18 protein-coding genes are annotated in these 17,571 nt (G+C 64.6%); 6 read left to right on the top strand and 12 right to left on the bottom strand.

Annotated features, from left to right (window positions below):
* Positions 1 to 89: 89 nt before the first annotated feature.
* Positions 90 to 710, top strand: coding sequence for a glutathione S-transferase family protein (locus PF66_RS22120; protein WP_054059839.1), 621 nt, complete (start codon positions 90 to 92; stop codon positions 708 to 710).
* A gap of 225 nt (positions 711 to 935) precedes the next feature.
* Here PF66_RS22120 and lepB read toward each other — a convergent pair whose 3' ends face one another.
* The 8 genes from lepB to PF66_RS22160 all read right to left on the bottom strand — a co-directional run bounded on the left by lepB (position 936) and on the right by PF66_RS22160 (position 6,429).
* On the bottom strand, positions 936 to 1,604 hold the full coding sequence (gene lepB / locus PF66_RS22125; protein ID WP_054063840.1) for a signal peptidase I: 669 nt from the start codon (positions 1,602 to 1,604) through the stop codon (positions 936 to 938).
* Positions 1,605 to 1,816: 212 nt separating this feature from the next.
* Entirely contained in the window at positions 1,817 to 2,848 is a 1,032-nt protein-coding gene (locus PF66_RS22130; protein WP_193394223.1) for an alpha/beta fold hydrolase, read from the bottom strand.
* Positions 2,849 to 2,877: 29 nt separating this feature from the next.
* Positions 2,878 to 3,624, bottom strand: a complete 747-nt coding sequence (locus tag PF66_RS22135) for a DNA-binding domain-containing protein (RefSeq protein ID WP_054057653.1) — start codon at positions 3,622 to 3,624, stop codon at positions 2,878 to 2,880.
* The gene (locus PF66_RS22140) at positions 3,621 to 4,472 is read right to left on the bottom strand and encodes a DUF692 domain-containing protein (RefSeq protein ID WP_054057654.1); all 852 of its coding nucleotides are present in this window, start codon (positions 4,470 to 4,472) and stop codon (positions 3,621 to 3,623) included. The genes PF66_RS22135 and PF66_RS22140 overlap by 4 nt, the downstream gene beginning before the upstream one ends.
* Before the next feature lie 83 nt (positions 4,473 to 4,555).
* Positions 4,556 to 4,822 carry a hypothetical protein gene (locus tag PF66_RS22145; RefSeq protein ID WP_054057655.1) on the bottom strand — a complete coding sequence of 89 codons (267 nt, stop codon included), beginning with the start codon at positions 4,820 to 4,822 and terminating at the stop codon, positions 4,556 to 4,558.
* A gap of 53 nt (positions 4,823 to 4,875) precedes the next feature.
* Positions 4,876 to 5,643 (bottom strand): alpha/beta fold hydrolase, encoded by a 768-nt coding sequence (locus PF66_RS22150; protein WP_054057656.1) that lies wholly within the window; start codon positions 5,641 to 5,643, stop codon positions 4,876 to 4,878.
* 76 nt (positions 5,644 to 5,719) lie between these two features.
* Positions 5,720 to 6,157 carry a DoxX family protein gene (locus tag PF66_RS22155; RefSeq protein WP_054057657.1) on the bottom strand — a complete coding sequence of 146 codons (438 nt, stop codon included), beginning with the start codon at positions 6,155 to 6,157 and terminating at the stop codon, positions 5,720 to 5,722.
* The gene (locus PF66_RS22160) at positions 6,154 to 6,429 is read right to left on the bottom strand and encodes a DUF2282 domain-containing protein (protein ID WP_017906588.1); all 276 of its coding nucleotides are present in this window, start codon (positions 6,427 to 6,429) and stop codon (positions 6,154 to 6,156) included. The genes PF66_RS22155 and PF66_RS22160 overlap by 4 nt, the downstream gene beginning before the upstream one ends.
* A gap of 315 nt (positions 6,430 to 6,744) precedes the next feature.
* Between PF66_RS22160 and PF66_RS22165 the strand changes: the two genes are divergently transcribed.
* Genes PF66_RS22165 through PF66_RS22180 form a run of 4 tightly spaced genes read left to right on the top strand, consistent with a single transcriptional unit; the run spans position 6,745 to position 9,763 of the window.
* Positions 6,745 to 7,965, top strand: a complete 1,221-nt coding sequence (locus tag PF66_RS22165) for a SpoIIE family protein phosphatase (RefSeq protein ID WP_054063943.1) — start codon at positions 6,745 to 6,747, stop codon at positions 7,963 to 7,965.
* Positions 7,962 to 8,531 carry a SiaB family protein kinase gene (locus tag PF66_RS22170; protein ID WP_054063841.1) on the top strand — a complete coding sequence of 190 codons (570 nt, stop codon included), beginning with the start codon at positions 7,962 to 7,964 and terminating at the stop codon, positions 8,529 to 8,531. The genes PF66_RS22165 and PF66_RS22170 overlap by 4 nt, the downstream gene beginning before the upstream one ends.
* A 19-nt stretch (positions 8,532 to 8,550) precedes the next feature.
* Positions 8,551 to 8,940 (top strand): DUF1987 domain-containing protein, encoded by a 390-nt coding sequence (locus PF66_RS22175; protein ID WP_054063842.1) that lies wholly within the window; start codon positions 8,551 to 8,553, stop codon positions 8,938 to 8,940.
* Positions 8,941 to 8,962: 22 nt separating this feature from the next.
* Positions 8,963 to 9,763, top strand: a complete 801-nt coding sequence (locus PF66_RS22180) for a GGDEF domain-containing protein (RefSeq protein ID WP_054057660.1) — start codon at positions 8,963 to 8,965, stop codon at positions 9,761 to 9,763.
* On the opposite strand, the gene PF66_RS22185 is transcribed toward PF66_RS22180, so the two are convergent.
* The 3 genes from PF66_RS22185 to PF66_RS22195 all read right to left on the bottom strand — a co-directional run bounded on the left by PF66_RS22185 (position 9,764) and on the right by PF66_RS22195 (position 14,181).
* Entirely contained in the window at positions 9,764 to 11,089 is a 1,326-nt protein-coding gene (locus PF66_RS22185) for an OprD family porin (RefSeq protein ID WP_054063843.1), read from the bottom strand.
* Between the two features lie 370 nt (positions 11,090 to 11,459).
* Positions 11,460 to 12,647: a cyclopropane fatty acyl phospholipid synthase gene (cfa, locus tag PF66_RS22190; protein ID WP_275044512.1), complete on the bottom strand. Its 1,188-nt coding sequence runs from the start codon at positions 12,645 to 12,647 to the stop codon at positions 11,460 to 11,462.
* 337 nt (positions 12,648 to 12,984) lie between these two features.
* Positions 12,985 to 14,181 (bottom strand): amino acid aminotransferase, encoded by a 1,197-nt coding sequence (locus PF66_RS22195; RefSeq protein ID WP_054057662.1) that lies wholly within the window; start codon positions 14,179 to 14,181, stop codon positions 12,985 to 12,987.
* A 337-nt stretch (positions 14,182 to 14,518) separates the two neighbouring features.
* Between PF66_RS22195 and uvrB the strand changes: the two genes are divergently transcribed.
* Complete coding sequence (uvrB, locus tag PF66_RS22200; protein WP_054057663.1) at positions 14,519 to 16,534, top strand: excinuclease ABC subunit UvrB; 2,016 nt, start codon at positions 14,519 to 14,521, stop codon at positions 16,532 to 16,534.
* Between the two features lie 126 nt (positions 16,535 to 16,660).
* On the opposite strand, the gene PF66_RS22205 is transcribed toward uvrB, so the two are convergent.
* Positions 16,661 to 17,470, bottom strand: a complete 810-nt coding sequence (locus PF66_RS22205; RefSeq protein WP_054063945.1) for a sulfite exporter TauE/SafE family protein — start codon at positions 17,468 to 17,470, stop codon at positions 16,661 to 16,663.
* Positions 17,471 to 17,571: the final 101 nt, after the last annotated feature.

Genomic DNA, 17,571 nt, shown 5'->3' on the forward strand with positions numbered 1-17,571 from the left:
CATCGATGCGATGAACTATGCCGGTCCCCAGTCACCCACCGCGGGCGGCCTGGCTACCACAACACCGATTCATCCAGGAGGTCATCATCATGAGCATCACCCTTTACGGCTTCAGCGGCAGCACCTACGTCCGTACCGTCAGAATGCTTCTCGCCGAAAAAGGCGCGGACTATCGGCAGGTCCCGGTGGACGTCATCCAGGGCGAGCCCCATCACCCCGAGCACCTGCTGCGCCACCCGTTCGGCAAGGTGCCGGTGATCGAGCATGAGGGCTTCAAGGTGATCGAAACCGGCGCCATCACCCACTACCTGAACGAGGTCCTGCCCGGCCCGTCGCTGCTGCCGGACACCGCCCAGGGGCGCGCCCGCGCCAACATGGCGATCGGTATCTACGACGCCTACGGTTACAACGCCCTGGTGGCGGTGGCCGGTTACCACCTGTTCCCCGACTTCATCGGCGGCAGGAACGAAGCGGCTCGCGAGGCCGGTATCGAGAAAGGGCGCCAGGTGCTGCGCGAGCTGATGAAGATCAGGGGCCGGGACCGCTTCATTGCCGGACCGAACGCCTCCCTGGCGGACTTCTACCTGGTGCCGTTCTGCAGCTACATCTCGCAGACCCCGGACGCCGCGCGGCTGTTCGATATCGAGGGCTTTGCCCAGTGGTGGGAGCAGGTCCAGGCGCTGCCGAGCTTCCAGGCCACCCAGCCCTGACTCCTGCGCCGGGCCCGCTCAAGGAGCAAGCCTCTTGAGTGGGCCCGCCGTTCCAGCGCCTATCGCCGGCAAGCGGAGCGCCGTCCGGCCATCTCCCGCCCGGAGGCCGGGTGGAACACCTGACCGATCTACGACACAACGCCTGCAGGAGCCTGGCTTGCCAGCGAACAGGCCCTCAAGCCTTGCCCCCCCCCCGGATTTCCCCCTTCCCACACTCCTGTCCTTTCAGAGAATCCGCTTGCCGGTACGGTCCAGGCGCGGCATCCAGTGGTCGAGGATGTCGGCCGAGACCACGATGTGGTGGGCCCGGCCGATCAGCAGGCGGCGTGGCACGAAGCCGATGTAGCGCGAGTCGGCACTGTTGTCGCGATTGTCCCCCAGCATGAAATAACTGTCCGCCGGCACGGTGATCGGGCCGAAATCCCGGGCTGCCGCGACGCCGTGCAGGAACTGCACCCGACGCACGCTGTTGTCCGACGCCTCGGTCACCGACACGCCAGGAATGTCCACACCCTGACCGCTCGGCTCGGCGATCTCCCGGCTATCACTGTAGTGCGCTGCCACGCCATTGACGTACAGCACCTCGTTGCGCATCTCCAGCACATCGCCCGGCACGCCGACCAGCCGCTTGATCAGCCGTATGCCGTCCTTGGGCGAGGTGAACGTCACCACGTCGCCGCGCTGCGGATTGCCCAGCGGGGCCAGGGAGATATCGCTCAGGGGCAGCTTGAGGTCGTAGGCCAGCCGATTGACCAGCACCACATCGCCTTCCAGCAGGGTCGGGCGCATCGAGCCCGAGGGAATCGGATTCCAGTCCGCCATGGATGTGCGGAAGATGCCGAAACACAGGAGAAAGATCAGCAGCCCACGGTTATTGACGATCCAGCGTTTCATGGCGACCTCTGAACAGGATGACGTTGCAGAGGTTCTTGTAGCACCCGGCCCCGGGCCGAGCCAAGCGCCTTGTGCAGCGGATCGTCAGTGTTCAGGATCGGTTCAGGCAAGCCGCCCGCATCGCCCATTGATCGAGCACGCGGTCGACTCCAGGCAAACGCCGCCATCGCCCACTCGAGGGCGATGACGGCGACATTGTCCGGCTGGCGGGATCAGGTGCGCCACTTGCCGCCATGCACCAGGTCGGCCACCGCCTCGGCAAAGACCCCGGGCGCCTCCTGGGGCAGGTTATGGCCGACACCGGGAACCTGCCGGTGACTGCGCGGGCCGCTTAAACGTGCTGCGGATGCCTGGCCATCGGTGCCGTCGAGGGTGATGGTCGGCACACTGAGCGCCGGCAGCAGCGCGAGTTTCCGCTCGGCCTCGGCGTAGCTCGGATCACCCTCGGCCAGGCCCATGCGATGCCGATAGGAATGGATGACCACATCGACATAATCCGGGTTGTCGAAAGCCTCGGCTGCCCGTTCGAAGCTCGGCTCGTCGAAATGCCAGGTCGGCGAATGGTTGCGCCAGAGAATTCGGGCGATATCGCGACGATGGGCGGCCAACCCGGCGCGGCCGCGTTCGGTCTGGAAGTAGTGCTGGTACCACAGGCCCCATTCGACTTCGGCCGACAACGGGCTGGCAGCCCTGGCGATGTCCTGGATCAGGTAGCCACTGGTCGACACCAGCCCCACGCAGCGGCTCGGCCGCAGCGCCGCCGCGACGCAGGCCGCACGACCGCCCCAGCCGTAGCCGGCCAGTACTGCCTCGGGGATGTGCAGTTCGTTCATCAGGTCCAGCACATCCTGGCCGAGGGCCGCCTGCTGGCCGGAACGCGGCGTCGCGCTGTCGAGGAAACGGGTGCTGCCGTGCCCGCGCAGGTGCGGCACGATCACCCGGAAACCCTGGGCCGCGAGCAGCGGCGCGACTTCGGCATAGCTGTGGATGTCGTAGGGAAATCCGTGCAGCAGGATTACCGGCCGACCGTTTTCCGGCCCGGTCTCGTGGTAACCGATATCCAGCAGGTCGGTACGCACCTGGCGAATGGGCAGGCGCGCCAGCGGCTTGCTCGACGCTCCGGCACGAGGCGCGGCCTGCCCGGTCGACGCCAGCGCCGGGGCCATGTCGGCCAGGCCGATGGCGGCCGCACCGGCGGCGGCGGACAGCAGGAAGCGACGGCGATTGAACAGAGACTCGGACATGAGGCAGTTCCTTGGCAAAGAGAATGGGGTCAGTCGATCGCGACGATCAGTTCGCTGGCGAGCCAGCCGGCCAGCAGCGCACCCGCCCGGGCCACGCCCTCGGACTCGCCGAGACGCTCGACCAGCCACTGGCACAGGCCGGCGAAACTGCCGTTTTCCTGCACTCGCAGCAGCGCCTGGTACTCCAGGGATTCCAGCGGACGCAGGCGCGAGGTGAATTGCCGACGCCAGACGATCACCCCGCCCGGCTCGGCGAGCATTTCGCTCGCAGGCGGCGGCGTCTCCTCGCACAGCGCCGCCCAGATCGGTTCGGCATTGGTGGTCAGCGCATGGCTCCTGAAAGACGGCGTCAGGCACAGCCGCGCCGTGTCCCAGTCGATGCTCGCCAGCGCCTCCAGTGGCAGGGCCTGGGCATCCTCGGCGACGAAGGCATCGTTGAGCGCCGACTCGATCCAGGCCAGCTCATGCACATCGGGATTGTTTGGAAACAGCTCGACCAGGCTGGCATGGAAGCCCTGCGGGTAGGCATCCAGCGTCCAGGCATGGGGTGGCTGCCGGTCGATATGGGTGATCGCCGCAGCGAGAAACGCCTCGTCACCGATCCACCGGCGCACCTGGGGAAATGACTGCTCCAGGCAACCCACCAATTGCGCCCGGTAGTTGTTCTGGTACACCGCCAGGCCGGCTTCCAGGCCCTCGCCGAGACGTCCTGCGGCTTCGTCGGACCCGGTCACCAGCCATTGCCGGAACTGCTGTTGCAATTGCGCCAGGTTCATACCGCCCTCCGCAGGCCGCCACGGGCATTCGCCGCGCCGATGGCACGGGCGATATCCAGTTCCGCCAGCAGCTCGGCCAACGGCGGGATATGGTCGTCGCGCTCGATCATGGTCGCGGCGGTGCCGAAGCGCGCCACCGCCTCGGCATACAGCGCCCAGACCGCCTCACAGACCGGGCTGTCATGGGTGTCGATCAGCAGGTGCTCGCCCTGGCTGTGCCCGGCCAGGTGCATCTGGCGCACGCGGTCGGCGGGCAAGCCGTCGAGAAAGGCCAGGGCATCGAAACCATGGTTGCTGGCACTGACGAAAACATTGTTGACGTCGAGCAGCAGGCCGCAGCCGGTGCGCTCGGCCATCGCGCCGATGAACTCCCATTCGGTCATCGAGGCACCGTCGAAGGCCAGGTAGCTCGACGGATTTTCGAACAGCATGGAACGGCCGAGGGCATCCTGGGCCATGGAAATATTGCGGCAGACGATCTCCAGCGCCTCCTCGGTGTACGGCACCGGCAGCAGATCGTGGGCGTTGAAGTGGCCGATACGCGACCAGCTCAGGTGGTCGGAAACGAACAGCGGGTCGATCTCGTCGACCAGTTGCCGCAAACGACGCAGGTAGTCCGGGTTCAGGCCGTCCGCCGAGCCGATGGACATCGACACGCCGTGCAGCACCACCGGATGCCGCTCGCGGACCTGGCGCAGGATGTGCCGGGGCTGGCCGCCTTCGACCATGAAGTTCTCGGAGATGACTTCGACGAAATCGACCGGAACCTCGGTCTCCAGGAAGTCCCGATAGTGTTCCTTGCGCAGGCCCAGGCCGAAGCCCGAGAAAACAGAAGTGGAAACCGACATCGCAGGTACTCGCTTGAGAGGGAAGCTTGGGTATCCGTGTGGATGCGTGGGGCCACAGGAGTAGCCCCACCACCGGCTTGCGCTTACTTCGGCTCGGTCAGGGTGCCGCCGGCCTTCAGGCACTCGCTCGGGGTTTTCACCACGACGCCCTGCCCCTTGCAGCCGTTCAGGCCCTTGCAGTCGTTCTTGGCGGTGGCGCAGAGGCTTTCGCCCTTGCAGCTGTTGACGCCGTAGCAGCGGCCCGGCTGCTCCTTGTCGGCGGCGCTGGCCGAAACGGTGAAGGAAGCGGACGCCAGGGCGATCAGGGCGGCGGCAGTGGCGAGGCTCAGGCGGGAAGCGGTAGTGGTCATGGTGTCTCTCCAGATAAACAGGGTTGTGGGTGAAGCAATGGGGGTCAGTGGACTTACTTGGCGTTCAACGCGGCTTGCTCAATGACTTTCGCCACCGCCTCAGGCTGCGAGATGTACACGGTGTGGCTGGCCTTGATCTCGGTGACCTTGGAACCGGCACGCTTGTACATCCAGCGCTGCAGGTCGGGGTTCAGGGCCTTGTCGTCGGTGGCGACGATTCCGTAGCTCGGTTTCTTGTGCCAGGCGGCCGCCCAGTTCTGCGTACCGAAGGTCGCGGCAGCGGCCGGTACCTGCGAGGCCGCCAGGAAGTCGGTGCGGTTGGTGGTCTGGTCGGCGGCGAAGTCCTCGCCGAACTTGGCCCGGTCGACGAACAGCAGGCCGTCACGGGTGGCGTGGATGTCATTGCTCGGCGACGGCATGGAGCCGAGCAACTGGCCCAGGGTCTCGCCGACCTCCGGTTGCAACCCGGCGACATAGACCAGTGCCTTGACCTTGTCCCGGTCGCCGGCGATACCGATCACCGCACCGCCGGAACTGTGGCCGACCAGCACCACCGGACCGACCTGCTGGTCGAGGATCTCCCGGGTGGCGGCGACATCGGCATCCAGGCTGGTGGCCGGCTGGTGCACCACGGTGACGTGGTAGCCCTTGTGGATCAGGATGTCGTGCACCACCCGCCAGCCGGAGCCGTCGACGAACGAGCCATGGACGATGACGATGTTCCTGGCACCCGCCGGTGCGGCCGGCTCGGCGGCGGCACTGGCGAACATCGGTGCCGCCAGGGCCAGGGCGCTGAAGGCCAGGATGGGTAACTTGCGCATGCTGCATCTCCTCAAGCCGTCATGGCTTGATGTTGTGGTTGAAAATCTTCAGTTCGAGAGGGCGTCGGACGGCGGGTCAGTTCGAGCCGCGGCGCAACAGCCCATCCAGCGACCACTTGCCGCCGCCGTAGGCGATCAGGGGCAACAACAATCCGGCCCAGGTCAGGTGCGTCGGCCACGCGTCGGGGTAGACGAACACCTCGATCACCGCCGTCATGCCCAGCAGGGCCAGCGCCGCCGGCCGGGTCAGCAACCCCAGCACCAGCAGGATCGGGAACAGGTGCTCGGCATAGGTCGCCAGGTGAGCCGCCAACTCGGGCGAAATCAGCGGCAACGCATACTCCGAACGGAACAGCACGTAGGTCGTCGGTTTGATCGTCAGCAGGCCTTCGACCTTGGTTCGTCCCGACAGGAAGAACACCGAAGCGATCCCGACCCGGGCCACCAGCAGCAACAGGGACTCGGGCAACAGCCGGCCGAGGCCGGCGGTCACCGCGCCGGCACTGCGGCTCATGGTTGCTCCGTCAGGGAACCGAAGCCCTTGGGTGTCTTGATCTGGGTGCAGGTGCCCTTGTCCACCAGGACCCAGGCGTTGCCCTGGTAGTCGGTCTTGGCGGTGCCCGCGCAGGACGTACCGGCACCGGCGGCGCAATCGTTCTGACCGGCCTTGGACACGCCGTAGCATTTTTCCTTGGGGGCCTGGTCATCGGCGGCATGGGCCCCGACCGCGAAGGCGCTGAGGGAAATGGCGAGGGTGGCGGCGAGGGCGGCGTATTTGCTCTTCATGGTGTTCTCCTTGATCAACGATGGGGTGAGCGAATCAGCGGCTCAAGCGGCTGCGCTGTTCGACAGGCAAAGTTAATCGCGGGCGTGTATCCCCTCTGTGTCGCACAACCGGCCAGGGCGTCGCCGGATGTATCAGTCAGCAGTGCGTACACACTGTGATACACAGCCGCGCGGCAGCCGGATCATTCGTTGGCGAATCAGCGGGTTCGGGAGAGCAGACGAGAGATCGTCATACAAGCGTCATATTGGAGCGATAGCGTTGTGCCTTCACTTTGCCCGGCGATTCCCAGCATGCGTGCAGAAAGCTTCTCCTTCATGCGTCCACAACGCTCCCGAGATCACCGTTGTGCCGGAGATCTCTGCCTGCAGATGCCGGCGATAGACGCCAGCAGCACCAACGCCCTGGTGATGGAAACCTTCAGTTCGCAGAAGGAGGTGGCCTGCCTGGCAGTGGTGGAAGAGGCACGACCCATCGGCCTGATCAATCGCAACATCTTCCTGTCGATGATGAGCAAGCCGTTCCACCGCGAGCTGTACGACAAGAAGAGCTGCATCGCCTTCATGGACAAGGAGCCGCTGATCGTCGACGCCGGCATGAGCATCGAGGAACTGACCTTCAAGACCGTGGAATCCGGGGAAAAGGCCCTCTCCGACGGCTTCATCGTCACCCGCGACGGACGCTTCGCCGGGCTCGGCAGCGGCCTGCAACTGATGGCGGTGGTGGCGGCCATGCAGGCCGAGAAGAACCGCCAGATCATGCAGAGCATCGAGTACGCCAGCGTCATCCAGCGCTCCATGCTGCGCGCCTCGCGGGACACCCTCAAGGCGACCCTGGACGACGCTGTCCTGCTCTGGGAACCCCGGGATGTGGTCGGTGGCGATTTCTATCATTTCTGCGCCTACCCCGATGGCTGGTTCGGCGCGATCGCCGACTGCACCGGCCACGGCGTGCCCGGCGCCTTCATGACCCTGATCGCTTCCTCGTCGCTGACCCAGGCGCTGGCCCGGCTCGGCCCCCGCGACCCCGGCGCACTGCTGGCGGCGGTGAACCGCAGCGTCAAGGAACTGCTCGGCCAGGTGCACAGCAGCGATGGCACACCGGAATCCGATGATGGCCTCGATGCCGCGTTCCTATGGTTCGACAACGCCAGCCAGACCCTGAGCTTCGCCGGCGCGCGCATGGCGCTGCACGTGCTGCCGCCGGCGGCCGAACAGATGGAAACCCTGGCCGGGCAACGGGTCGGCGTCGGCTACGTGGACAGTGCCATCGACTACCAGTGGCCGGTGAACCGCATCGCGCTGGCGCCGGCCAGCCTGGTGTTCATCGCCACCGACGGCCTCACCGACCAGATCGGCGGCCCGCGCCACATCGCCTTCGGCAGGAGCAAGGCCTTCAACACGATACTGGAGCAGCGCAATCAGCCGGCGACCGTGATCGGCGAAGCCCTGCAACGCACGCTGGCCGATTGGCAGGGAGAGCAGGCCCGGCGTGACGACCTCACCCTTTTCTGTGCGCGTCTTGGAAACGAACCATGATCAATTCGAATGCTGCCCATCCCGACTACCACTTCTTCGATCTGGCCCAACAGCGCAACGTGATCTTCTATCACATGGGCTATTTCTCCCACACCATCGTCAGCGCGATGGCCGAGGTGGTCCGGCTGCAGTTGGAGATCTCCGGGGTGAACGGGCCGACGCGGCGCAAGCTGTTCTCGTCCTTCGTCGAACTGTCGCAGAACATCATTCACTACTCCTCCGACTCGCTGCCCGGCGAGCCCGGCGAGGAGTCCGCGCTGCGCCAGGGTGCGGTGTGCATCAGCAGCGAAGGTGACCGCCACCTGATGCTCTGTGCCAACCCCATCGCCACCGGCGACGTCGAGCGCCTGCGGGAAAAACTCGAGCCGCTGCGCAACATGTCCCTGGAAGAGATCAAGCAGGCCTACAAGGTCACCCTGCGCGCGGAAACCCCGCTGGAAAGCAAGGGCGCGGGCCTGGGTTTCCTGACCATGGCGCGTGACTCGAGCGCACCGCTGGAGTTCGACTTCTACCCAAGGGCAGACGAGCCTGGCACCACGCTGTTCTGCCTCAAAGCAACTATCTGATCAGAGTGACACCATCACCATGGACAATTTCTACATCGAAGCAACCGCCACCTCACCGGAAGTCGACTTTCGTTTCGATCAGAACCTGCTGACGATCAAAGGCGAGTCCTACCCGGAAAATGCCGCCGCCTTCTATGCCCCTGTCCTCCAGCAACTGCGCAGCTACCTCGCCTCCCGCGAGGACACCGTGATCACCACGCACATTGCCCTGGCCTACTTCAACAGCTCCAGCACCAAGATGCTGTTCAGCATCTTCGATGCCCTGGACCAGGCGGCTCAATCGGGTAACGAGATGCAGGTGCACTGGTACCACGACGAGGAAGACGAGACCATTTTCGAGTTCGGCGAAGAATTGAAGGCCGACTTCACCGCGATTGTCTTCAACGACCACGCCACGTCCCCCCAATGATTCTCCGACAAGGATGATGAGCATGACCGCTTCAGTCACTCGCGCAGGCGCACAGGCACAGGACGAAGCCGAACCCGACCTGTTCCGCAGCGAAACTGACGCCCTCGAACACGCCCGTTCGATCCTCGCCCTGACTGAGGCCGACGCCCCGGTGTACCGGCAGGCGCTCGCCGACCTCACTGTCCACTTCGAGCGCCTGATGCGCGAGACGCGCCGGCTGATCCGCCGCAGCGACCGTGCCGAGCGCGAGATGAACACGCTCAACGCGCAGTTGCAGACCCTGGCACGCCAGCTCGAGTACCGCGCCACCCACGATGCCCTCACCGGTGTGCTGAACCGCGGCGCGGTCATCGACCTGACCGTGCAAGCCCTGCAGAAAACCGGAGCGGTGATGGTGGTGCTGGACATCGATCACTTCAAGCAGATCAACGACGAGTTCGGCCACCCCGCCGGCGATGCGGTGATCCAGGGCATCGTCGGTTGCCTGCGACAGATCGTCGGCAATGCCGGGTTCATTGGCCGGGTGGGTGGCGAGGAGTTCACCGTGCTGATTCCCGGCGGGACGCTCGAAGCCGGCCTGGAACTGGCCGAAAGCCTGCGCCAGACGGTTGCCACGCACGTCTTCGGGGCGCCGGTGAACCGGCAGATCACCGCCAGTTTCGGCGTCAGCGCCAGCCCCATGGGCACCCGCTTCGATTGCGCCTATGGCCGGGCGGATGCCGCCCTGTACCAGGCCAAGCGCACCGGCAGGAACCGTGTGGAAGCGGCGCGGGCGGACACGCCGCCACCGGCCGGAGCAACGCCCTCCTCCCCCGCCGCCTGATCAGAACACCGAGATCGGGTAATCGGCGATCAGCCGCAGCTCGTTGTTGTTGCCCTCGGCCTGGTCGGCGTTGCCGCGATGGAACGACTGGCGCAGGCGCAGGGACAGGTCCTTGGCCGGACCGCCCTGCACCACGTACTTGGCCTCGACATCGGTTTCATGGTGCTCGCCGTCGGCGCCATAGCCATAGGCCCGGTAGGGGCTGTCCGCCGCCATTTTGGTGCCATCGATGTCATCACCGTGGACATAACGGGTCATGAAGCTCAGGCCCGGCACGCCATAGCTCTGCATGTTCAGGTCATAGCGCGCCTGCCAGGACTTCTCCCCCGGACCGTTGAAGTCCGAGTACTGCACCGAGTTGGCCAGCAGGATCGAGTCGCCGCCGTCGCCGGGGCCGTTGGTGCCGAAGCCGGCATAGTCGAATGGCGTGTCACCATGCACTTTCTGGTAGGCCAGGGTCACCGTGTGAGCGGTCAGGAAGGTGTAGGCGGTAGCGAAGGAGAACGTGGTGTTGTTGATCGCGCCGGCCTTGGCCTGGCCCTCGTCGAGGGTACGGTAGAGGTTGAAGTCGAAGTTCAGCGACTGCCCCGGCGAGAGCGGCAGGGTGTAGTTGGCGTTGGTGTAGTACTGGCGCCAGATGTCTTCGAACTCGGAGCCGTAGAGGGTGAAGTTCAGGTTGTCGCTGACGCTGTACTTGCCGCCCAGGAAGCTGACCGCGTTGGTCGGGACGTTGGCGTAGGTGGCATACAGATCATGGTCGCGGCTGGTGGTGACCACCCCGGTGCCGCTGGTGAAGTGGCCGGCCTCCAGGTCCAGCCCCTTGATCTCGCTGCTCTGCAGGTCGAAGCCGGTAGCGGTTTCCGGGATCAGCCGGGTGCCGCCGGCGGCGAACACCGGCGCGGTCGGCTGCATGTCGCCATAGCGCAGTTCGGTCTTGGAAACCCGCAGCTTGAGCGCACCGCCGGCCTTGGCATAGTCATCCTCGGGAGAACCATCGCGGCCGATCGGCAGGTTGCCGGTGCCTGCGGTACCCGGGCCGCCATCGAGCTTGATGCCCCAGTAGCCGAAGGCATCCACGCCGAAACCGACGGTGCCCTGGGTGAAGCCGGAGCTGTAGTTGCCGAAGATCCCCTGGGTCCAGTCCTTGAGATCGGATTTGCCATCCTTGCGGTCACGGTCGAAATACTGGTTCTTCAGGTGCAGGTTGAGGCTGCTGTCTTCGACGAAGCCCTTGGCGTCACTCTGGTCGGCGATGGCATCGGCCATCGCGACCTGGGCCAGGCCCAGCGATACCGCCAGCGTAAGCAAGTTGATCTTTACCGACATCGTTATTATCCCCTGGTCAATGAAGTTTCACTCTTTTGTTGAAGCGAACGGCAGCGCGCACGCCGTCATCCGCGCGGAGAGTGGAAACGCGAAACATGGAAAATGGCAGAGAGGCCCGAAGGCCAAGGACAATTTTCAAAAGTAAGCAAGCGGGGGATCTGGCCGGGCTTTGTCTGTCGCGCTCCGAAGCACGCCGCTGGGGCGTCCTGGACAGGAACCGGAACATTTCAGAGTGCCGACCAGAGGCCTCTGTTGTTATTTTTCACTGCCGGTTTCTATATATATTTTTCCATTGATTCGAACCATGTTCGAGGCGTTAATTAGCCATGAAAGATTATTCATCGATCATTAACTCGACGCTGCACGGAACTCAGGACACGCGCTGATAACCGCCGATCACGCCCTGTTTCGACAGTACCCACTGCCATAGCTGGATGTCCCTGGCGCGGAACGCCCCGGCGCAGGACAACAGGTAGTAGCGCCACATGCGACGGAAACGCTCGCCCATCTGTGCAGCGAAGCGTGGCCAGGCCGCTTCGAAGTTCTCGTACCAGGCCATCAGGGTCTTGTCGTAATCGGCGCCGAAGTTGTGCAGGTCCTCGACGACGAACAGGCCATCGACGGCATCGCCGATCTGGCCGATGGAAGGCAGGTCGCCGTTGGGGAAGATGTACTTGTCGATCCAGCGGTCGGTGGTGGAATGGCGGCGGTTCTTGCCGATGGTATGCAACAGGAACAACCCATCGTCCTTGAGGCAGCGCGCGGCGGTTTCCATGTAGACCCGGTGGTTCTTGCGCCCGACATGCTCGAACATGCCGATGCTGACGATATGGTCGAACTGCTCGTCGACATCACGGTAGTCCTGCAGGCGGAATTCCAGCGGCAACCCGGCATAACGCTGCTGCGCCCAGGCGGCCTGGTCCCGGGAAATGGTCACGCCGACGCACTCCACACCATAGTTCTGCGCCGCATAGGACATGAAGCTGCCCCAACCGCAACCGATGTCCAGCACGCGCATGCCCGGCTCCAGGCGCAGCTTGCGGCAGATCAGGTCGAGCTTGGCATTCTGCGCCTCGACCAGGTCTTCGGCTTCGCGCCAGTAGCCGCAGGTGTAGGTCATCCGCGGGTCGAGCATGCTCGCGTAGAATTCGCTGCCCAGGTCATAGTGCTGTTCACCGACCTGCCAGGCCCGCTTGCGGTTCTGCAGGTTGAGCAGCCTGACCCGGGCGGCGTGCAACAGCATCGCCATCGGGTTGACTCCATCCGCCAGCCCCGAGCGCAGCAGCCGGGCAAAGAACTCATCCAACTGGTCGGCGTCCCAGTCGCCGTCCATGTAGGCCTCGCCCAGCCCCAGGCTGCCTTCGGACAAGGCCCGCTCCGGCACACCCGGTCGATTCAGGCGCATGTCCCAGGGTGCCCGACCGTCCAGGCGCAAGCCGGCCTTGTCGAGCAGCGCTTCGGCCAGTCGATGGGAGCTGCTGGGCGGGGTACGGTCAGGGGAAATATCGGGAGTATCACAGGGCCGGGAGGCTAAAGAATCTTCGCACTTTGACTGCATCGGGAATCCTTACTTCTCAACTTGCACCGGAAGTGGACAACGAGGCCATTGTTCAAACCGTGGACGCAGGCGCTCAGGTTGACTATCGAAGCTTGGGGAAGCTTATGTCCGGGCTCTGGAGCCTGACAAACAAGGATTTGATAAAAGTGCTTTACCAAACTTGTAACAATTTATGAATCCACCGAAGGTGCGGCAGAGAGGCTGATACCTGGGAGTTTGCCGGTAAGGCTTGCCCGCGAAGGGGCCGGCCGGGCGGGAAACGCAAACAGAAAAGCCCGCATCGCTGCGGGCCTTTCCTGCATCCGAAGAGCATGGCGGGAACGGCCCCGCCCCGCGATCAGATCACCTGGACGATGGCCTTGACCACGGTCTCGATGTTGCGCTGGTTCAACGACGCCACACAGATACGGCCGGTATCCAGGGCATAGATGCCGAACTCGCTCTTCAGGCGTGCCACCTGCTCCACGGTCAGACCGGAGTAGGAGAACATGCCGCGCTGACGACCGACGAAGCTGAAGTCACGCTTGGCGCCATGCTGGGCCAGCAGATCGACCATCTGCATGCGCATGTCACGGATGCGATCGCGCATCTCGGCCAGTTCCGCTTCCCACTGGGCACGCAGCTCAGGGTTGTTCAGCACGGTCGCGACGATGGTCGCACCGTGGGTCGGCGGGTTGGAGTAGTTGGTACGGATCACGCGCTTGACCTGGGACAGGACGCGGGCAGTCTCTTCCTTCGATTCGCTGACGATCGACAGCGCCCCGACGCGCTCGCCGTACAGCGAGAACGACTTGGAGAACGAGCTGGAAACGAAGAAGGTCAGGCCCGACTCGGCGAACAGGCGCACGGCGGCGGCGTCCTCGTGGATGCCGGCACCAAAGCCCTGGTAGGCCATGTCGAGGAACGGCACCAGGTCCCGGGACTTGATCACGTTCAGCACGTCCTGCCAGTCGGAGGGGCTCAGGTCGACGCCGGTCGGGTTGTGGCAGCAGGCGTGCAGCACGACGATGGACTTGGCTGGCAGCGCGTTGAGGTCTTCCAGCAGGCCGGCACGGTTCACGCCGTTGCTGGCGGCATCGTAGTAACGATAGTTCTGCACCGGGAAACCGGCGGTTTCGAACAGCGCGCGGTGGTTTTCCCAGCTCGGGTCGCTGATGGCGACGGTGGCGTCCGGCAGCAGTTGCTTGAGGAAATCGGCCCCGATCTTCAGTGCGCCGGTACCACCGACCGCCTGGGTGGTGAGCACGCGACCGGCGGCGATCAGCGGCGAATCCTCGCCGAACAGCAGGGTTTGCACGGCCTTGTCGTAGGCGGCGATGCCGTCGATCGGCAGGTAGCCACGGGAAGCATGCTGAGCCGCGCGCTGGGTCTCGGCTTCGACAACGGCACGCAACAGTGGGATCTTGCCACTTTCGTCACAGTAGACACCCACACCGAGGTTGACCTTGTCGGTACGGGTGTCGGCATTGAATGCTTCGTTGAGGCCCAGGATAGGATCGCGGGGTGCCATTTCGACAGCGGAGAACAGGCTCATTATTGCGGCGGCTCTGAATGGAGGGTGATCGGGGGTGACAACGCTCCAGCCGATTGCACTAGAGCGGTGCACAAACGGGGAGCTAGTATAGAGGCCATCACGGGCGACGGCGACCGGCTATTGTCGGATTCCGACAAGTTTTTTGGATTTATTTTACGCCCGACAGTCGAAATGTAACCCGACGTCCGACAGACGCCTGCCTTGAAAGCGATCGGACGAAACACCATTTCCAGGCTTATGATGCCTTTTTCCGCGACATGCCGTCGTGGACGATCCTTTTCGTCGCTGCGCGGCCTGCCGGGCAGCAGTGCCGGCGCGGCACATCAAGAGGTACGTTATGTCCCAATTCCAGCTCGTCACCCGCTTCCAGCCCGCCGGCGACCAGCCCGAGGCGATCCGCCAGATGGTCCAGGGCATCGAGGCCGGCCTGGCCCACCAGACCCTGCTCGGGGTGACCGGCTCGGGCAAGACCTTCAGCATCGCCAACGTGATCGCCCAGGTCCAGCGCCCCACCCTGGTGCTGGCACCGAACAAGACCCTGGCCGCGCAGTTGTACGGCGAATTCAAGACATTCTTCCCGAACAACGCCGTCGAATACTTCGTTTCCTACTACGACTACTACCAGCCGGAAGCCTACGTCCCCTCCTCCGATACCTTCATCGAGAAGGATGCGTCGATCAACGACCATATCGAGCAGATGCGCCTGTCGGCGACCAAGGCCCTGCTCGAACGCAAGGACGCCATCATCGTCACCACGGTGTCCTGCATCTACGGCCTGGGCAGCCCGGAAACCTACCTGAAGATGGTCCTGCACGTGGACCGCGGCGACAAGCTCGACCAGCGCGCCCTGCTGCGCCGCCTGGCCGACCTGCAATACACCCGCAACGACATGGACTTCGCCCGGGCGACCTTCCGCGTGCGCGGCGACGTGATCGACATCTACCCGGCCGAATCCGACCTGGAGGCGATCCGCGTCGAGCTGTTCGACGACGAGGTGGAAAGCCTGTCGGCCTTCGACCCGCTGACCGGCGAGGTGATCCGCAAGCTGCCGCGCTTCACCTTCTACCCCAAGAGCCACTATGTGACGCCGCGGGAAACCCTGCTCGAAGCCGTCGAGGGGATCAAGCAGGAACTGCAGGAACGCCTCGAATACCTGCGCAACAGCAACAAGCTGGTGGAGGCCCAGCGCCTGGAGCAGCGCACCCGCTTCGACCTGGAGATGATCCTCGAACTGGGCTACTGCAACGGCATCGAAAACTACTCGCGCTACCTCTCCGGACGCGAAGCCGGCGCCCCGCCGCCGACCCTCTACGACTACCTGCCGCCGGATGCGCTGCTGGTGATCGACGAATCCCACGTCAGCGTTCCGCAGGTCGGCGCCATGTACAAGGGCGACCGCTCACGCAAGGAAACCCTGGTGGAATACGGCTTCCGCCTGCCGTCGGCGCTGGACAACCGGCCGATGCGCTTCGACGAGTGGGAGGCGGTAAGCCCGCAGACCATTTTCGTCTCCGCCACCCCCGGCAACTACGAGGCCGAGCACGCCGGCCAGGTGGTCGAGCAGGTGGTACGCCCCACCGGGCTGGTGGACCCACAGGTGGAGGTGCGCCCGGCACTGACCCAGGTCGACGACCTGCTCTCGGAGATCAACAAGCGCGTGGCCCTGGAAGAGCGCGTGCTGGTCACCACCCTGACCAAGCGCATGGCCGAGGACCTCACCGACTACCTCGCCGACCACGGTATCCGGGTGCGCTACCTGCACTCGGACATCGACACCGTGGAGCGGGTGGAAATCATCCGCGACCTGCGCCTGGGCACCTTCGACGTGCTGGTGGGTATCAACCTGCTGCGCGAAGGCCTGGACATGCCGGAAGTGTCGCTGGTGGCGATTCTCGACGCGGACAAGGAAGGCTTCCTGCGCTCCGAGCGGTCGCTGATCCAGACCATCGGCCGCGCCGCGCGCAACCTCAATGGCAAGGCGATTCTCTACGCCGACAACGTCACCGGCTCCATGCAGCGGGCGATCGGCGAGACCGAACGGCGTCGTGACAAGCAGATCGCCTTCAACGAGGCCAACGGCATCACCCCCAAGGGCGTGGTCAAGGACGTCGCCGATATCATGGAAGGCGCCACCGTGCCCGGCTCGCGCAGCAAGAAGCGCAAGGGCATGGCCAAGGCTGCCGAGGAAAACGCCCGCTACGAAAACGAACTGCGTTCGCCGAGCGAGATCAGCAAGCGCATTCGCCAGCTGGAAGAAAAGATGTACCAACTGGCCCGCGACCTGGAGTTCGAGGCGGCGGCGCAGATGCGCGACGAAATCGCCAAGCTGCGTGAGCGCCTGTTGAACGTGTAGCCCTCGATCCCTGATCGCTCCCACGCTCTGCGTGGGAGCACAGCCCGTGACGCTCTGCGTCACCAGAGCGGATGCGGAGCGACCCGCAGGGGCTTGCCCGCGAACAGCCTCACGCTCGGCGCCTCGTCAGCCGAGCACCATCGCCAGCAGCACCAGCCCCAGCAGACCGATGTAGAACCCTGCATGCAGCCGGTCCGGGATACGCCCGATCAGGGGCGTCGCCAGGCACATGCCGAGCAGCGAGCCGAGGATCAGCAGGGCGAATGCCGGAAGGTTCACGTACCCGGCGAACCAGGGCCCCAACCCCAGGGGATGGACCCCGGCCAGGAGCACGTAGGTCAACGTCCCGACCACCGCCACCGGCACGCTCAACGGATTGGCCATGGCCGTGGCCAGCGTCATGCTCAGGCCGCTGCGCCTCAGCAACGGCACGGTCATGACGCTGCCGCCCACCCCGAGCAAGGTCGCCACGCTACCGATCAAGACGCCACCCAGCACCGTCACGCCAGGCGTCAATGGCCTAACCGGACGGGTCGCCTCCGCCCGGATGAAACCTTGCCGCGCCAGGCAGTCAAGCAAGGTCAATCCCAGGTAGACGATGAAGGCCCAGCGCAGCACCTCACTGCTGAGCCAACTGGCCAGCACCGCCCCCAGTACCGCGCCCAGGCCGATGAAGCCGGCGAACGGCCAGATCCACTCCCCGCGCAGATTGCCGGCACGCCGGTGCTTGCCGGTGGCGATCAGCGCATTGACGATCATCACGCAGGTCGAGGTCGCCACCGCGATCTGCATCGCCGCCCCGCTGACAGCCGGGTCCGGGCTGTCACGCAGGGCCCGGTACACCAGCGGTACCACCACGAAACCACCACCGAAACCGAACAGCACGCTGGTCACGCCGGCCAGCCCGCCCAACAACGCCAACAGCCCGTAAAGCATCATGTCAGGTCCTTTGAGGAACGAAGCCCGCATATTGCTCCGCCAGGGCTTGGCGCGCCTGCGCAAGTCAGCCAATATCATTCGTGATTCGGCCAGACCGC

Origin of the sequence: Pseudomonas asplenii, assembly GCF_001293465.1 — a bacterium.
Classification (GTDB): domain Bacteria; phylum Pseudomonadota; class Gammaproteobacteria; order Pseudomonadales; family Pseudomonadaceae; genus Aquipseudomonas; species Aquipseudomonas fuscovaginae_B.

Excerpts from the sequence above, each read along its gene's own strand:
- PF66_RS22145 (WP_054057655.1), bottom strand. The coding sequence starts at position 4,822 with ATGACCACTACCGCTTCCCGCCTGAGCCTCGCCACTGCCGCCGCCCTG.
- uvrB (WP_054057663.1), top strand. The coding sequence starts at position 14,519 with ATGTCCCAATTCCAGCTCGTCACCCGCTTCCAGCCCGCCGGCGACCAG.
- PF66_RS22140 (WP_054057654.1), bottom strand. The coding sequence starts at position 4,472 with ATGTCGGTTTCCACTTCTGTTTTCTCGGGCTTCGGCCTGGGCCTGCGC.
- PF66_RS22175 (WP_054063842.1), top strand. The coding sequence starts at position 8,551 with ATGGACAATTTCTACATCGAAGCAACCGCCACCTCACCGGAAGTCGAC.
- PF66_RS22120 (WP_054059839.1), top strand. The coding sequence starts at position 90 with ATGAGCATCACCCTTTACGGCTTCAGCGGCAGCACCTACGTCCGTACC.
- PF66_RS22195 (WP_054057662.1), bottom strand. The coding sequence starts at position 14,181 with ATGAGCCTGTTCTCCGCTGTCGAAATGGCACCCCGCGATCCTATCCTG.
- PF66_RS22180 (WP_054057660.1), top strand. The coding sequence starts at position 8,963 with ATGACCGCTTCAGTCACTCGCGCAGGCGCACAGGCACAGGACGAAGCC.
- PF66_RS22170 (WP_054063841.1), top strand. The coding sequence starts at position 7,962 with ATGATCAATTCGAATGCTGCCCATCCCGACTACCACTTCTTCGATCTG.
- PF66_RS22160 (WP_017906588.1), bottom strand. The coding sequence starts at position 6,429 with ATGAAGAGCAAATACGCCGCCCTCGCCGCCACCCTCGCCATTTCCCTC.
- PF66_RS22165 (WP_054063943.1), top strand. The coding sequence starts at position 6,745 with ATGCGTCCACAACGCTCCCGAGATCACCGTTGTGCCGGAGATCTCTGC.
- PF66_RS22185 (WP_054063843.1), bottom strand. The coding sequence starts at position 11,089 with ATGTCGGTAAAGATCAACTTGCTTACGCTGGCGGTATCGCTGGGCCTG.
- lepB (WP_054063840.1), bottom strand. The coding sequence starts at position 1,604 with ATGAAACGCTGGATCGTCAATAACCGTGGGCTGCTGATCTTTCTCCTG.
- PF66_RS22150 (WP_054057656.1), bottom strand. The coding sequence starts at position 5,643 with ATGCGCAAGTTACCCATCCTGGCCTTCAGCGCCCTGGCCCTGGCGGCA.
- cfa (WP_275044512.1), bottom strand. The coding sequence starts at position 12,647 with ATGCAGTCAAAGTGCGAAGATTCTTTAGCCTCCCGGCCCTGTGATACT.
- PF66_RS22130 (WP_193394223.1), bottom strand. The coding sequence starts at position 2,848 with ATGTCCGAGTCTCTGTTCAATCGCCGTCGCTTCCTGCTGTCCGCCGCC.
- PF66_RS22205 (WP_054063945.1), bottom strand. The coding sequence starts at position 17,470 with ATGCTTTACGGGCTGTTGGCGTTGTTGGGCGGGCTGGCCGGCGTGACC.
- PF66_RS22135 (WP_054057653.1), bottom strand. The coding sequence starts at position 3,624 with ATGAACCTGGCGCAATTGCAACAGCAGTTCCGGCAATGGCTGGTGACC.
- PF66_RS22155 (WP_054057657.1), bottom strand. The coding sequence starts at position 6,157 with ATGAGCCGCAGTGCCGGCGCGGTGACCGCCGGCCTCGGCCGGCTGTTG.